This window comes from Methylosinus sp. KRF6 (assembly GCF_018887255.1).
In the GTDB taxonomy this organism is placed as follows: domain Bacteria; phylum Pseudomonadota; class Alphaproteobacteria; order Rhizobiales; family Beijerinckiaceae; genus Methylosinus; species Methylosinus sporium.
This window is the reverse complement of the sequence record NZ_JAHLJF010000001.1, coordinates 3,089,338-3,104,919: the sequence shown is the minus strand read 5'-3', so window position 1 is coordinate 3,104,919 and position 15,582 is coordinate 3,089,338. Positions and strand designations below refer to the sequence as shown.

General features: G+C 67.3%; 15 protein-coding genes. 14 read left to right on the top strand and 1 reads right to left on the bottom strand.

Features of this window, described 5'->3' with window-relative positions; translation table 11 throughout:
• Positions 1-231 precede the first annotated feature (231 nt).
• The 14 genes from KP010_RS14745 (at position 232) to KP010_RS14680 (ending at position 14,257) form a co-directional block, all read left to right on the top strand.
• Positions 232-621, top strand: a complete 390-nt coding sequence (locus tag KP010_RS14745; RefSeq protein WP_108916071.1) for a hypothetical protein — start codon at positions 232-234, stop codon at positions 619-621.
• 247 nt (positions 622-868) lie between these two features.
• Complete coding sequence (locus tag KP010_RS14740; protein WP_142861927.1) at positions 869-1,339, top strand: SH3 domain-containing protein; 471 nt, start codon at positions 869-871, stop codon at positions 1,337-1,339.
• 348 nt (positions 1,340-1,687) lie between these two features.
• Positions 1,688-3,346 (top strand): cytochrome-c oxidase, cbb3-type subunit I, encoded by a 1,659-nt coding sequence (gene ccoN, locus KP010_RS14735; RefSeq protein WP_142861926.1) that lies wholly within the window; start codon positions 1,688-1,690, stop codon positions 3,344-3,346.
• A 12-nt stretch (positions 3,347-3,358) separates the two neighbouring features.
• Positions 3,359-4,117 (top strand): cytochrome-c oxidase, cbb3-type subunit II, encoded by a 759-nt coding sequence (gene ccoO, locus KP010_RS14730; protein ID WP_108916074.1) that lies wholly within the window; start codon positions 3,359-3,361, stop codon positions 4,115-4,117.
• 3 nt (positions 4,118-4,120) lie between these two features.
• The gene (locus KP010_RS14725; RefSeq protein ID WP_142861925.1) at positions 4,121-4,273 is read left to right on the top strand and encodes a cbb3-type cytochrome c oxidase subunit 3; all 153 of its coding nucleotides are present in this window, start codon (positions 4,121-4,123) and stop codon (positions 4,271-4,273) included.
• A gap of 5 nt (positions 4,274-4,278) precedes the next feature.
• Positions 4,279-5,166 carry a cytochrome-c oxidase, cbb3-type subunit III gene (gene ccoP, locus KP010_RS14720; protein ID WP_216281008.1) on the top strand — a complete coding sequence of 296 codons (888 nt, stop codon included), beginning with the start codon at positions 4,279-4,281 and terminating at the stop codon, positions 5,164-5,166.
• Positions 5,167-5,177: 11 nt separating this feature from the next.
• Complete coding sequence (gene ccoG, locus KP010_RS14715; RefSeq protein ID WP_142861923.1) at positions 5,178-6,626, top strand: cytochrome c oxidase accessory protein CcoG; 1,449 nt, start codon at positions 5,178-5,180, stop codon at positions 6,624-6,626.
• Between the two features lie 10 nt (positions 6,627-6,636).
• Entirely contained in the window at positions 6,637-7,143 is a 507-nt protein-coding gene (locus KP010_RS14710) for a FixH family protein (RefSeq protein ID WP_142861922.1), read from the top strand.
• Positions 7,144-7,152: 9 nt separating this feature from the next.
• Complete coding sequence (locus KP010_RS14705; RefSeq protein WP_142861921.1) at positions 7,153-9,447, top strand: heavy metal translocating P-type ATPase; 2,295 nt, start codon at positions 7,153-7,155, stop codon at positions 9,445-9,447.
• Entirely contained in the window at positions 9,444-9,599 is a 156-nt protein-coding gene (gene ccoS / locus KP010_RS14700) for a cbb3-type cytochrome oxidase assembly protein CcoS (protein ID WP_108916080.1), read from the top strand. Before KP010_RS14705 ends, ccoS begins: the two co-directional genes overlap by 4 nt.
• On the top strand, positions 9,596-10,690 hold the full coding sequence (locus tag KP010_RS14695; RefSeq protein WP_216281006.1) for a hypothetical protein: 1,095 nt from the start codon (positions 9,596-9,598) through the stop codon (positions 10,688-10,690). Before ccoS ends, KP010_RS14695 begins: the two co-directional genes overlap by 4 nt.
• A gap of 114 nt (positions 10,691-10,804) precedes the next feature.
• Positions 10,805-13,261 (top strand): TIGR02302 family protein, encoded by a 2,457-nt coding sequence (locus KP010_RS14690; RefSeq protein WP_142861919.1) that lies wholly within the window; start codon positions 10,805-10,807, stop codon positions 13,259-13,261.
• A 201-nt stretch (positions 13,262-13,462) separates the two neighbouring features.
• Positions 13,463-13,774 (top strand): hypothetical protein, encoded by a 312-nt coding sequence (locus KP010_RS14685; RefSeq protein ID WP_185966416.1) that lies wholly within the window; start codon positions 13,463-13,465, stop codon positions 13,772-13,774.
• A gap of 201 nt (positions 13,775-13,975) precedes the next feature.
• Positions 13,976-14,257, top strand: coding sequence for a hypothetical protein (locus KP010_RS14680; protein ID WP_142861917.1), 282 nt, complete (start codon positions 13,976-13,978; stop codon positions 14,255-14,257).
• Here KP010_RS14680 and KP010_RS14675 read toward each other — a convergent pair.
• On the bottom strand, positions 14,251-15,582 hold the full coding sequence (locus tag KP010_RS14675) for a hypothetical protein (protein ID WP_142861916.1): 1,332 nt from the start codon (positions 15,580-15,582) through the stop codon (positions 14,251-14,253). The genes KP010_RS14680 and KP010_RS14675 overlap by 7 nt on opposite strands.

Genomic DNA, 15,582 nt, shown 5'->3' with positions numbered 1-15,582 from the left:
CGCACTGCGCATCCTAGGGCGGAAAAAAGCGCGCTTTTTCGTGGCGCCGCCGTGCGCGAGCGCACATTGCGACCGGAATGCGACGTTTCGCTAAGAGATCGCGCGCACCGGCATTAACCTCGAGGGAAAGTGAATTTGCGCTGCGCCCCTGTCGCCGGCCCGCCGCGCGCTACTTGCGCCGACGTGAGGCATCATGATTGCCGAATGGGATGCCTATTACGGAGGTCTTGAATGAAATCGAAAATCGCATCCGTCCTCGCCGCCGCCGCGCTGCTCGGCTCGGTCGGTTCCGCCGCCGCCTTCCCGCGCGTCGTCACCGATCTCGCCGCCTTCCGCTCGGGCCCCGGCCTCGACTTCCTGCCCATCCTCGCCGTTCCCCCGCAGGCGGTGGTCGATGTGCAGGGCCATATCGGCGGCTGGTCGCGCGTCGCCTACGCGGGCAAGATCGGCTTCATCGCCAGCTCGCTGCTCGCGCGGCCGATCATCGTCAAGCCGGTCGTGACCTCGGTCGTCGTCGCCCCCGCTCCGGCGGTCGCCGTGACCCCGGTGGTCGCCGTCGCGCCCGCCCCGGCCCCGGCTCCGGTCGGCCTGATCACGGCCCCGCTGCGCATCTTCGAGTGATCGAGAGGCGACGCGACAAACAAGGAGACGCGCGGAATTCTTCCGCGCGTCGCCGCTTTCTCGACATGCGCCGGCGGCCTGCGTCGAATGATTCGACGTCTCGGGAAACGAGCCTGAAGCAAGGCTCGCGCTCGCTCTTTTAAAACCGTTCCGTTCCGATGAAGCAGACCACTAGGCGGCGCCGACGGCTCGATGATAAGCTCGCCGCATCGAATCTCTTTTTTTTGAAAATTCGTTTCGAGGCGCCATGCCCCTTCTCGCGATTTTTTCCTTCTGCGCCTTCGCTCTCATTCTCGCCGCGCAAGCACAGGCCAAGCCGGCCAAGGTCGCCGAGATCGTCAATTTGCGTTCCGGCCCGGGCCTCGATTTCGCGCCCGTGCTCGCCATTCCCGCCGATGCGGTCGTCGATGTCGCTCACTGCCGCTCGGCCTGGTGCCGCGTCACTTACGCGGGCTCCGGCGGCTATGTGGCGCAGCCTGCGCTCGCCGCTGTTCCCGCACGTCCTGTCGAGACGCCGATCCTGCCGCCGCTCGGCGCCAATGTATGGCGGCGCGACATTCCCCCGCTCTACGATCCTTATGTTTCCGCCGGCCCCTGGTACACCGGCCCATGGGCATATGAAGGAGCCGCCGCCGTGCAATGGCGTTACGGCTTTCCCGGCGGATATGTGCCCTGGCATCGCAACGCCACATGGCGGCCGGGCTTCGGCTGGTTCTGACGGCGCGACGCACATCGCCGCCATTGCGCGCGAAGCGCTCGTCGAACGCCCGCGCGCAAATGCGCTTCGCATTGCGACAAAAAAGCGCGCGTCTCGTCTTATGACGCTTGCGCGCTGCGGCGGCCTCGTATGAAAGTCCAACAATTCCAGGGGAAATAACGCCTCGATTTCATTCGCCTGTGACATTTGTGCGCAGCGCGGCGCGCGCGCCGCTTTTCTTGATCGAAATCAAATCGCCATTTGGCGCGAGCGTTAGACTCTTCACTGTCATCAAAGACGAAAGAGGCGAAAGGCGTCGCATCGGCGGCGCATCCGCCCTCTTCCCGCCTGTCTGCGAGGATTGCTTCCATGGCGCCGACCGACGCTCCCGCAACCAAATCCGTCACTGTTTCCGAAGCCGCAACGACGCTTCTCTTCATCGCGCTCGCCACATTGGCCGGCTTCATCGCCTCACGCGCGCATACGCCGGCCTATGCGTTCCACGCCGCTCTCTTCGCGCTCGGCTCGATCATCGCAGTGATCGCATTGCTGAAACGCTATGAGCTGCGCGACGTGGAGGCGCCTGCGCAATTCATCGACGGACGCCCCAATTACAACTACGGGCCGATCCGCTTTTGCGCGCTCGCCGCATTGTTCTGGGGCGTCGCCGGCTTCGCCGTCGGCCTGTATATCGCGCTCGAGCTCGCCTTCCCGGCCTTCAATCTCGATCTGCCCTGGATCAACTTCGGGCGCCTGCGGCCCTTGCACACATCGGCGGTGATCTTCGCCTTCGGCGGCAATGTGCTGCTCGCCACCTCCTTCTATGTCGTGCAGCGCACCTGCCGCACGCGGCTCGCCGGCGAGATCGCGCCCTGGTTCGTCGTGCTCGGCTATAATTTCTTCATCCTCATCGCCGGCACCGGCTATCTGCTCGGCGTCACGCGCGGGCACGAATACGCCGAGCCGGAATGGTATGCGATCCTCTGGCTCGTCGTGGTGTGGGTCGTCTATCTCATCGTCTTCCTCGCGACATTGGCCAAGCGCGAGGAGCCGCATATCTATGTCGCCAACTGGTTCTATCTCGCCTTCATCGTGACGGTCGCGGTTCTCGTGCTCGGCAACAACGCCGAGATTCCGATCTCCGTCTTCTCGCCGAGATCGGTGATCGTCTGGGCCGGCGTGCAGGATGCGATGATCCAATGGTGGTATGGCCATAACGCGGTCGGCTTCTTCCTCACCGCGGGCTTTCTCGGCATAATGTATTATTTCGTGCCCAAGCGCGCGGAGCGACCGATCTATTCCTACCGCCTCTCCATCGTCCATTTCTGGGCGCTGATCTTCCTCTACATCTGGGCCGGCCCGCATCATCTGCATTACACCGCTCTGCCCGATTGGGCGCAGACGCTCGGCATGACCTTCTCGATCATGCTGTGGATGCCCTCCTGGGGCGGCATGATCAACGGCCTCATGACTCTCTCCGGCGCCTGGGACCGGCTGCGCACCGATCCGGTGCTGCGGATGCTCGTCGTCTCCGTCGCCTTCTACGGAATGTCGACATTCGAAGGACCGCTGATGTCGGTGAAAACGGTGAATGCGCTGTCGCATTACACCGATTGGGGCATAGGCCATGTGCATTCGGGAAGCCTCGGCTGGGTCGGCTTCGTCTCCTTCGGCGCGCTCTACTGCCTCATTCCCTGGGTCTTCGGCCGCAAGCTCTATTCGCTGAAGCTCGTCGACTGGCACTTCTGGATCGCGACCATCGGCATCGTCTTCTACATATCGGCGATGTGGGTCGCGGGCATCATGCAAGGGCTGATGTGGCGCGCCTACACGCCGCAGGGATTCTTGGAATATTCCTTCATCGAGACCACCGACGCTCTGCATCCCGAATATGTGATCCGCGCGGCGGGCGGCGGCCTCTTCCTCATCGGCGCGCTCATCATGGTCTACAATATCTACAAGACGCTGCGCGCGCCTTCGGCGGCGAGCGCCACCGAATTCTCGCCCCTTCCCGCTCCCGCGCAATAAGAGGAGAGAGACATGTCCGACATTGCGCGCAACACTCCGACGGGCGGCCTGCAGAGGCGGCTCGAGACCAATTCGATCCTGCTTCTGCTGGCGATCCTGCTGCTCGTCTCGATCGGCGGAATCATCGAGATCACGCCGCTCTTCTATCTTCACAACACGATCGAGAAAGTGGAGGGCGTGCGGCCCTATTCGCCGCTCGAGCTTTCCGGCTACAATATCTATGTGCGTGAAGGCTGCTACACCTGCCATTCGCAGATGATCCGCCCCTTGCGCGACGAGGTCGAGCGCTACGGCCATTATTCGCTCGCCGCCGAGAGCATGTACGACCATCCGTTCCAATGGGGCTCCAAACGCAACGGGCCGGATCTGGCGCGCGTCGGCGGACGCTATTCCAATGATTGGCATCGCGACCATTTGCGCGATCCGCGCTCCGTCGTCCCGACGTCGATCATGCCGGGCTATCCTTTCCTCGCGCAGACGCCGCTCGACGCCGCGCATATCGTGGAGCAGATGAAGACGCTGCGCATCGTCGGCGTGCCCTACACGGATGCGCAGATCGACAACGCCGCGGCCGATCTTTCCGCGCAGAGCGCGCCGGACGATCCGGGCGCCGAAGCGATGCGCCGCCGCTATCCCAACGCCGTCGTCTACGACCAGGCGGGCAAGAACGGGATCACCGAGGAGGATGCGCTCATCGCCTATCTGCAGCATCTCGGCGTCTCGGTGAATTTCAAGCTCTATGACGACAAAGCCGCCGTGAATGTGAGGTGAGCCATGACCGCTTATGAAGCATGGCGCGAATTCGCGGCGAATTCGGGCCTTTTCTTCTTCATTCTGCTGTTCGCCGGAGCCACGGCCTATGCGCTGTGGCCGTCCAATCGCGAGAAATTCCGACGCGCCGCCGAGACGCCGTTGCGGGAGGATTGAAAGACATGTCGACGCGAGAAGCTCACAGCGAGGCGGTCCGCATCGATCCGCACACCAAGACCACGACGACCGGCCATGAATGGGACGGCATAGAGGAGCTCGACACGCCGCTGCCGCGTTGGTGGGTCGTCACCTTCTATGCGACGATCCTCTGGTCGATCGGCTATTTTCTCGCCTATCCGGCGCTGCCGACGCTCGAAGGCGGCACGCAGGGCCTCATCGGCTGGCATTCGCGCGCTTCCGTCGCGCGCGACATGGAACAGCTGAACGAGATTCGCGGGCCCGTGCTCGAGCGGCTCGCCAACGCCCCGCTGGAAGAGATAGAGGCGCGGCCGCAATTGCTGAGCGCCGTGCGCGCATTGGGCGCGGCGGCCTTCGCCAATAATTGCGCCGGCTGCCACGGCGCCGGCGCGCAGGGCGCGAAGGGCTATCCCAATCTCAATGACGATGATTGGCTGTGGGGCGGCAAGCTCTCCGACATTCGCCGCACCATAGAGCATGGCGTGCGCTGGGACGCCGATAAGGAGACGCGCAGCGAGACCATGCCCGCCTTCGGCGGCGACGGACTGCTCGACGCAAAGCAAATCTCCCTCGTCGCCGATCAGCTCCGCGCAATGGCGAAGCTACCCGGCGGCATGGCGACGGCGCAGGGCGCCAAGCTCTTCGACGACAATTGCTCCGTCTGTCATGGCGTCGACGGCAAAGGCAATCGCGACATGGGCGCGCCCAATCTCACCGACGCGCTGTGGCTGTTCGGATCGGACAAGGAGACGATCGCGAGCCGCATCGCCAATGGCGGCGGCGGCGTGATGCCGGCCTGGAAGGATCGCCTCGACGAGCCGACGATCAAGGCGCTCGCCATTTATGTGCATACGCTCGGCGGCGGCGAGTGAGGGAGCGGAAAATGACGAGCGCCGATATGGGCAAGGCCAAGAGCGGCTCGCTCTATGCGCCGCGCAAAGCCATCTATCCGAAAGAGGTCGACGGAAAGTTCCGCCGCATCAAATGGGGGCTGCTGGCCTTCACTCTGGCGGTCTACTATCTGCTGCCTTTCGTGCGATGGGATCGCGGCCCCGATGCGCCATCCCAAGCCGTGCTCGTCGATTTTCCGCATCGGCGTTTCTATTTCTTCTTCATCGAGATATGGCCGCAGGAGGTCTATTATCTCACCGGCCTCCTGATCCTCGCAGCGCTGATCCTCTTCCTGATGAATGCGCTCGCCGGGCGCATATGGTGCGGCTATCTCTGCCCTCAAACCGTGTGGACCGATCTCTATCTCTCCGCCGAGCGTTGGATAGAGGGCGATGCGCGCGAGCGCGCCCGCAAGGACGCCGGCCCGCGCAGCGCGAAGATATGGCGCGAGAAGATCGCCAAACATGCGCTATGGCTATTGATCGCCTGGTGGACCGGCGGCGCCTGGGTGCTCTATTTCGCCGATGCGCCGACGCTCGTCTATGAGCTCGCGACCTTCCAGCCGGGAATTTCGGAAGCCTATATTTGGATCGGCATTCTCACCTTCACCACTTACATGCTCGCCGGCCATATGCGCGAGCAGGTGTGCCTCTATATGTGTCCCTGGCCGCGCATACAGGCCGCGCTCACCGACGAATATGCGCTGAATGTCGCCTATCGCTATGATCGCGGCGAGCCGCGCATGTCGCTGAAGCAGGCGACCGCGCTGCGCGCCGCTGGCGCGCCGGTCGGCGATTGCGTCGATTGCGGCCAATGCGTCGCCGTCTGCCCGACCGGCGTCGACATTCGCAAAGGCGCTTCGCTCGGCTGCGTGCAATGCGGATTGTGCATAGACGCCTGCGACAGCGTGATGGCGAAGATCGGCCGCTCCCAGAGCCTCATCGCCTATGACACGCAGATGAATTGCGAGCGCCGCCGCAAGGGCGAGGCGCCTCTCTACAAGCCCCTGCGCGCCCGCACGCTCATCTATGCGGCGCTCATCGTCGCGATCGGCGCGCTCATGTCCGTGAAGCTGGCGACGCGCGACGATTCGCGCCTTTCCGTGCTGCATGATCGCAATCCGCTCGCCGTGACGCTGAAAGACGGCGCCGTTCGCAACGCCTATACGATCCGCTTCGCCAATATGAGCGCCGAGCCGCGCCGCTTTCTGCTGGAGACGAGCGGCGTCGAAGGCGCCGAGGTGGAGATCGTCGGCGTCGAGCCCGACGCCGAAGGCCGCATGATCGTCGGCGTCGGCGCCGATCAGACACGCGAGACGCGCGTGCTCGTCACATGGCGCGGCGCGCGCAAGACCAAGGGACAGACGCCGATCCTCTTCATCTCGAAAGATGTGGAGAGCGACGCCGCGGTCTCCATTCGAGACGTGTTCGTGACCCCGTGAGGAGAAAGCCATGTCGCAGACCAATCTGATGCGCGCGGCGCCGCAGCGCCGCCTCGGCGGTCGGCAAGTTCTCTTGCTGCTCGTTTCGTTTTTCGGCGTCGTCGCCGCAGTCGACGCCGCGATGATCTACTTCGCCGTCTCCACCTTCCGCGGCGAGGAGACCAGCCGAGCCTATGAGAAAGGCCTCGCCTATAATCTCGACATCGCCGGCGCACATGCGCAGAGCGCGCGCGGCTGGAAAGTGGAGGCGACGATCCTGCGTCGCGGCGCATGGGAGAATCTCGTTTCCGTCACGCTGCGCGACGACAATGGCGCGCTGACCGGGCTGAAGCTCGCCGCGGAGATTCGCGCGCCCGTCGATGGCCGCAAGGATGTCGCCGTCGATCTCGCCGAGGCCGCGCCCGGGCGCTATGAGGCGCCGATCGTCATCGAATCGGGCTGGCGCGATCTCGTGCTGATCGCGACGCGCGAGGGCCGTGAAATGTTCCGCTCCAAGAGCCGCATCCGCATCGATTGAGCTCGCGCCATGACGATGGACGTCGATTTCTCCACTCTCGCGACGCATGGCCCGGATGGCGCGCGCCGCCTGGAGCTGGCGCTGGACGGCATGACCTGCGCCGCCTGCATTTTCGAGATCGAAGCGGCGCTGAAGGCCATTCCCGATCTCACCGCGGCGCGCGTGAATTACGCCGATCGCCGCCTCTCGCTGGAATGGGCGGCGCCGAATTTCGACTTCGCCGCCGTGTCGGAAAGGCTGCGCCGCATGGGCTATCGCGCGCGGCCCTTCGAGCGCGAGAGCGGCGAGCGCGCCGAGCGCGAGACCTCGCGGCGCCTGCTGCGCTGCCTCGCCGTCGCCGCTTTCGCCTCGGTGAATGTGATGATGCTGTCGGAAGCCGTCTGGCTCGGCGGCGATATGGATGCGACGACGCGCGATTTCTTCCATGGCGTCTCCGCGCTCATCGCTCTGCCGGCGGCGGCCTTCGCTGGCCAGCCATTCTTCGCGAGCGCCTTCGCCGCGCTGCGCGCGCATCGTCTGAATATAGATGTTCCCATCTCGCTCGGCGTGCTGCTGTCGCTCGCAATGTCGGTCTATGAGACGCTCACCCACGCGCCGCACGCCTATTTCGATTCGGCGACAATGCTGCTCGCTTTTCTGCTGCTGGCGCGTTATCTCGATTGCGCGATGCGCCGCAAGACCCGCGCCGTGGCCGCCAATCTCGCGGCTCTGCGCGCGCCGGCCGCTTGCCGCCTCGGCGCGGATGGCGCGCAATCCTATGTTCCGCTCGCGGCGCTGGCGCCGGGCGATCACGCGCTCGTCCGCCCCGGCGAGCGCATTCCCGCCGATGGCGTCGTCTTATCGGGGGACTCCCGTCTCGACGAGAGCCTCGTCACCGGAGAGACGCGACGCCGTTCGGTCGGCGCCGGCGACACGGTCTATGCGGGAGCGATGAATTTCGACGGGGCGCTGACGATTTGCGTGCAGGCGGCGACCGGCGACTCGCTCATCGACGAGATCGAGCGCCTGCTGGACAAGGCGACAGCGGCGCGCTCGCGCTATAGGCGGCTCGCCGATCGCGTCGCGCGCCTCTACGCGCCGCTGGTGCATCTCGCCGCGCTCTGCACGGCGCTCGCATGGCTCCTCGCCGGCGCCTCGCTGCATGATGCGCTGACGACGGCGATCGCCGTGCTCATCGTCACCTGTCCTTGCGCGCTGGCGCTCGCCGTCCCCGCGGTGCAAGTGGCGGCGAGCGGCGCGCTGTTTCGCGCCGGCGTGCTGCTCAATTCGGCCGATGCGCTGGAGCGTCTCGCCGAGATCGACACTGTCGTCTTCGACAAGACCGGCACGCTGACGACGCCGGAGCCTCGTGTCGCCAATGCGCAAGAGATCGAGCCCGAGCTGCTGATGCTCGCCGCGCGCCTCGCGCATTCGAGCCGCCATCCGCTCGCGCGCGCAGTGGCGCGCGAATATCCCCGCGCCGTTCCGCTCGAGGGCGCGCGCGAAGAGCAAGGCGCAGGCGTCGTCGCCATAGTCGACGGAATCGAGGCGCGCCTCGGCGATCCATGCTTTTGCGGGGTCGAGCGCGATTGCGCCGCGGCGGCGCGCGACGAGTCCTCGGTGATCGCTTTTCGTCACGGCGAGCGCAGCGCGGCGCTCGTCGTGCGGCAGACATTGCGGCGCGACGCGCGAGACACCATCGATGCGCTCACGCGCCGCGGCCTGCGCATTATCATCTTGTCCGGCGACCGCACGGCGCCGGTGGAGGCGGCGGCGCGCGCGCTCGATGTCGCGGAATGGCGCGGCGCGATGAAGCCCGCCGATAAGGTCGCGCGACTGGAGGCGCTGCGGGCGCAGGGGCGCAAGGTTCTGATGATCGGCGACGGCGTCAATGACGCGCCGGCGCTCGCCGCCGCACATGTGTCGCTGTCGCCGATCGACGCGGCGCAGATCGCGCAGGCCGCCGCCGACGCCGTCTTCCTCGGCGAAGAGCTCGCGCCCATCGTGACGACGGTCGACGCGGCGCGGCGCGCACGCGCGCTGATGCGGCAGAATCTCGCGCTCTCGCTTCTCTACAATGCTGTGGCGGCGCCGCTCGCAATGGCGGGCCTGCTGACGCCGCTCATCGCGGCCCTCGCAATGTCGAGCTCTTCGCTCATCGTCACGCTCAACGCCTCGCGCGCCGGCCGCGTGAGCGCTGTGCGTGAATTGGAGGGAGCGAGGGCGCGGTCGCCGCGGACGGATGGCCCGAACGGGAGCGGGCGCGCCGGGGACGAATCGCGAGACGGGCGTCGCATCGAAGAAAAAGAGGGAATCGTCGCATGAATGTCCTTCTCTTTCTCGTTCCGCTGGCTCTGCTGCTCGGCGCGCTCGGCCTCGCGGCATTCGTGTGGTCGCTGAATGCGGGTCAATATGAGGATCTCGAAGGCGCCGCGGCGCGCGCGCTCTCGGACGACGATGTCGAGGATGGACGATGAGCTTCGATCCGCTGATCGCGCGGCCGAGCGAGACGCTCTGCCTCTGCCCGCGCATCGACGAAAATACGGATGCGTCCTCGACGCGGCGTCTCGCGCTCGGCTTCGGCCTCGCCGTTCTGGCGCAAGCGCTCGCGCTCGCGCAATTGCCGCAGGCGGCGTTGCTCATCGCGCCGCGCGCGGAGCAGATCGGCTGGCCGCTGGCGCTGCTGCTCATCGGCGCGGCGCTCGCGTCCTTTCCGGCGGCGGCGCTCGTCGACGGCTTCGGACGCCGGGCGGCCTTCGCGCTCGGCGCGAGCCTCGGCGTCGGCGGCGGATTGCTCACGGCTTTCGGCATGACGCACGGACATTTTCCGGCGCTCTGTCTCGGCGCGCTATGGCTCGGCCTCGCGCAAGGTTTCGGGCTTTTCTATCGCCATATCGCGGCCTCGGCGCTCGGCGGCCTGCGCGTGCTGGCGGGCGGCGCGCTCGCCGCTCTGGCCGCGCCGCTCGTCGTCCACGCTTCGGAGCTCGCGGGAGGAGGAGCGGCGAGCCTGCTCTGCGCGGCGCTGCTTCAGCTCGCCGCGCTCCTTCTGGCGCTGCGTCTTCCGCATGGTTTCTCAGAGGTGAACGCGTCGGTTTCGAGCCCCGCCGCTGTCGATGGCGCGTCCTTCCGCTCGGCGACGCATTTCGCTCTGGCGACGCTCGCCGGCGCGGCGGCTTGGGCGATCATGGCGGCGGCGATGCTGCACGGCCCGCTGTCGCTCGCTCTGTGCGGAGCCGCTCAGAGCCTCATCGGCGGGGCGATGGCGTGGCATCTCCTCGCAATGTATGGCCCGGCCGCTCTGGCGGCGCGCTTTCCCGCGCGCTTTCCGCCGCTCGCGAGCCTCGTCGCCGGGCTCGTCCTGCTGGCCGGGGCTTTCGCCTCGCTCCGGCTCTCGACCTCGCCCGCGCTTCTCGCGGCGGCGATGGCGGTGGTCGGCGTCGCCTGGTCGCTCGCCAATATCGGGGCGCTGCGCCTGCTGCACGAGAAAGGACCGCCGTCGCGCACGGCTCTGGCGCTCCACGATCTCTGCCTGCTCGGCGCGGCGGCCGCCGGCGCTCTGGCCTTCTGACGCGATTTCGCCGCAAGATTTTCGCAAATTGCCGAAAGAGCGTAGACTCGGCGCCCAAAGACGAGACCGGGCGCGCGAGCGCTCGCGCGCTACATGCCCGGCGAGGAACCGAAAATGACCTTCTGGCGCAAAAGACCGAGCGAGGACGAAAGCGAGGCTTCGCCGGCGCTGGAGCTTTTGGTGCGACGCTCGCTCGCGGCCATCGCCGTCGAGCGGCTGGCGCGCGTCGCCGCCGGGCTCGCCACGCTTGCGCTCTTTTTTCTCGCGGTCTCGTTTTCGGGCCTGTGGCTGGAGATCGGCGCGACCGCGCGGGCGCTCGGCGTCGGCGGCTTTGCTCTTGCCGCGCTGTGGATCGTCGGCCGCGGGCTGTCGGCCGCGACGCCCCGGCGAAGCGAGGCGCTGGCGCGGCTGGACGCCGCGCCGGGCGCGCAGCATCGGCCGGCGGCCTCGCTCGGGGACACGCTCGCCGGCGGCGCCGATCCGGCGACACGCGCGCTTTGGGCGCTGCATCGCAGCCGGCTCGAGCGCAAGCTCGCGGCGATCGAAGTGGCGCCGCCGGACCCCGGCCTGCCGCAACGCGACCCATTCGCTCTGCGCGCCGCCGCGCTGGTCGCCGCCCTGGCCGCGGCATTCGTCGCCGGGCCGGATCGCGAGGCGCGGCTGCTCTCCGCCTTCGATTGGGCGAGCGGCTCCGCCTCCGGCTCCGCCGCTCGCGTGGACGCCTGGTTCGAGCCGCCCGCCTATACGGGTCGTCCACCCATCGTGCTGCCGCAGCGCGCCGAAGGACCCTGGGCGCAAGTCTCGGTTCCCGTGCATTCGACGCTCGTCGTGCGCAGCCTCGGCGCGCGCGGCGCCGCTACGACGCGAGGCGCGCTCGCGCCCATAGAGGGCGGCAAGCAGAAGCAGCCGGGCGGCGAGTCGGAGGAGCGGTTCAAGCTCGAGGGCGAGGCCGCGCTGGCGCTGCGCGGCGCCGGCGAGTTCCGCATCCTCGTCATCCCGGACCGGCCGCCGACGATCGAGATCACCGAGCCGCCGCGCAATAATTCGCGCGGCACGATGACGCTCGGCTTTCGCATCGACGATGATTATGGCGTCGTCTCCGGCGAGGCGGCGGCCGCTCTCCCGGCCACGACGCGACCGAGCCGATCGCTCTATCCGCCGCCGCGCCTCCCTCTGCCCGTGCCGCCGACCCGCGGCGGCCTCGGCGAGACCAAGGCGACGCTCGACTTCTCCGACCATCCCTGGGCCGGCGCGCGCGTCGCGCTGACGCTGATCGCCCGTGACGAGGGCGGCAATGAGGGCTTCTCGGCGCCGCTCGACGTCACTCTGCCCGAGCGCCGCTTCGGCAAGCCATTCGCCCGCGCGCTCGCCGAGCAGCGCCGCAATCTGGCGCTCGACCCCGATCATCATGCGCGCGTTTCGACGGCGATCGGGGCCCTGTCGCTCGGCTCGGAGCTGTTCGAGACGCCCGCCTCCATTTTCCTGGGGCTGAACGCGGCCAAGGCGCGTCTGGAGGCGGCGCGCGACGACGCCGATCTGCGCGAGGTCGCCGATCTGCTCTGGGCGATGGCGCTCTCGCTCGAGGAGGGCGACGTCTCGCAGGCCGAGCGCGATCTTCGCGCCGCGCAGAAAGATCTGCGCGAGGCGCTGGCCCGCGGCGCGAGCGAGGAGGAGATCGCCAAGCTGACGCAGGACATGCGCGCCGCCATGGAGAAATTTCTGAGCGGACTCGGCCAGAAGACCGGCAAGAGCGCCGAGCGCGCCGCGCCGCAGCAGGGCGATCGGCGCGCGCTGACGGAAGACGATCTCGACGCCATGATGCGCGAAATCGAAAAGGCCGAGCGCGCCGGCGATTTCGCCGAGGCGCAACGCCTGCTCGACGAGCTTCAGGACGTGCTCGAAAATCTGAGCCCCGTGCAGGCGGGCCGTTCCGACCCCCGCGCACGAGAGATGTCGCGCGCGCTCGACGAGCTCGACAAGCTCACGCGCGAGGAGCAGCAATTGCGCGACGAGACCAATCGCGGCCAGCAGGGCGGCGGCGAGCCGCGGCGCGGCGGCAAGGGCCAGTCTTCCGCCTCCGATGACGCGCGCGCACGGCAAAAGGCGCTGCGCGACCGGCTGGAGCGCGAGCAGGACCGGCTGCGCCGCGCGGGAGAAGCCTCGCCCGATCTCTCCGACGCCGAGAAGGCGATGAAGGAGGCCGAAAAGGCGCTCGGCCCCGGCGGCGAGGGCGCGGGCCGCGCAGTCGACGCCCAAGGACGCGCGCTGCAGGCGCTGCGCCGCGGCGCGGATCAACTCGCCTCGCGAATGCAGGGCGAAGGAGAAGAGGGCGAGGGCCAGTCCGGCCGCGCCGGCCGCCGCGCGGGAATGCGCCCCGGCGACGGCGCCGATCCGCTCGGCCGTCCGACCGGCCGCCGCCAGCCCGGCGGTGACGCCGGCCTGCGCGACCCTCTGGGCCTGCCGCCGGCCGTGCGCGCGCGCCGCGTGCAGGAGGAGCTCCGCCGCCGCCTCGGCCAACCAGAGCGCCCGGCCGAAGAGCTGGAATATTTCGAGCGGCTGCTGCGGCGATAGGCGGCGATCCGCGCGTCGCCGACGCCAATCGCGCAGCGACGACGTGAACAGATTTTGGAAACCGTTTTTGCTCCGCCCTGCGACGCCCGCCGTTCTCCGCACTAAACCCTAGATTGACGGACCGAGGCCTGTCGGATACCAAATTCTCCTGGGATTCTTATCGCTTCCCCCTTCGAATCGCGAGGCGCAAAAGATTTTCAAATGATGGAGACCGACATGAAGAAATTGTTCACTCTGCTCGTATCCGGAACGCTGATCGCCGCTTCGACGTCGGCTGTCGGCGCCGCCCCTGTGGCCACGGCCGCGTGCTATGACGGCCAAGGACAACAGATCGCCTGCGCGCCCCATTACGAAGGACGTTCGCAAGCGACGGCGCATGACGGCATCGATCCTCTGTGGGCCGGCGGCGCGCTGTTGCTCGCGGGCGGCGGCATCGCCGCGGGCCTCGCGCTCTCGAGCAACAACAATAATTCTTCTTTGCCGTTCATCGCCATTGGCGGCGTGAGCCCGTAATCAGACCGCGACTCAGGCGCGCGAGCGACCTCGCGCGCCTTTCGGTCTCGTCGATTCGACAACGCCCGGGAGACGCCTCTCGGGCGTTTTTTTGCGCCCGGCCATCCCGGCGAAGAAGAGAAAAAATCGGCGACGGCGCAACCTCGAAGCTCGTCCGAAGTTATTCCGGCTGTCGCCGACCCCGCGCGGCAGGAGAATGACATGTCGCTCACCGACGAGATCGACCGGAACGCCGCGACGACGATAGCGCGAATGTCGCTCGCGAGAAGGCGGCCGACGCCGATGTCGCGCGCCCTCACCGTGTTCGCCCTCGCTGCGCTCGGCTCACCGTCGGCGCTCCTATTCGCCGCCGGCTGTCCGATTATCGCGATCTGGGCCGCGCTGGCTCTTCTCGGCTGGCTGTTCCTCGCAGGCGCCGCGGAGTCCGAAAGCGGCGCGGAAGACGCCGGCGCGCGAGATGTCGGAGCCGAAAAGCTCTACTGAGCGCCCGAGGGGCCGCCGACAGTCGCCGATGGCGCACCCTCGCCGATCGGCTCGATCTTCAAATCGGCATAGGAAATCTCGCCGGCGACGATCCATTCCGACGGCGAGCGCGCGTCGAGCTCCAATCGCGCCGATTGCATCGCGCAATCTTTGTCCGGCACGATGAACTCGAATTCGAAATGTCGCCAGTCGCGAATCCGGCCCATGCCCATTTCGCTCTCGCCGATCGACCCGTTGGCGTTCACACAGGCCACGCGCCAGCGCGGCCCGCGGCGGCCGGCGATCTCGCCGCGATACCGCCCGGCCATTCGATAAGCGCCCGCCGGGAGCTTGATGAATTGCATGGCGACATGCGGCGCGACGCGCCCCGGCCCGTAATCGATGCGCAGCGCGCGCGAATCTTCGGAGGCCGACGCGATGTCGATCCGCGCGCCGGCTCCCGAACGCAGCAGCCAGTCGAATGGCGAGCCGCTCGGCGGAAAAGCGAAGTCGCCGTTGTAGAGCGTCGCCTCGTTCTGCGCGCGCTCCGGCGGCAGCAATTGCCGCCAGGCGTAATAGGCGAAATCATAGACGCGACGCTCGAACAGAAACTCGAAATAGCGCCGCTGACTTTCCGCGCCGGCTGGATGGGCCGTGTTTTTCAGCGCCAGCATCAGCCGCAAAGGCGCGCGCACATCGGAGACGATCGACGGAAGATGCGTCAGAAAGCGCTCGCGCCATGGCGGATTTCGCGCCAGCATTCGTTCGAGCGCGATGGACGCCGTTCGATCCTCCGCCATACGCTCGAGATAAGGCGCGATAAACGGCATGAGCTGCGGTCGCGTGCGCAGCACGATGTCGGCCGAAAGCAGCGCCTCGGCATATCGGCCTTCCGACAAGCGCTTTTGCAGCAGCCAATGATGCGCGCGATACTCGTTGAGCGAATGACGCGCCGCCAGCTCCATGAAGTCCGCGGCCGCCGACTCTTCCGGCGCGAGCTGGCCCAATATGCGTAGCCCTCTCGCGTCGAGCGGCGATCGAAGAAGCGCGCTCTGCGCGCGGCGACGCAGACGGTCACGCGCCGACCGGGACATCGCCGGCGGCGCCACGATCGCGGCGCTCTCGGCCGCGCTGTCGGGATTGATCTTGCGGTCGACGACGCCGAACACGACGTTCGGATTGTCGGACGCCAGCAAGAGCGCGACGCCGGGCGCACGCTCGGCCACATGCGGCATGATATTCGTCGTCACGATCGCCCAGGCGAGCGCCGCGCCCAAGGCGCCGAGCGCAACGACCCGCAACGGCCGCCGCTCGAAGACGGAATCGAGCCCGACAATGCGCCTCAT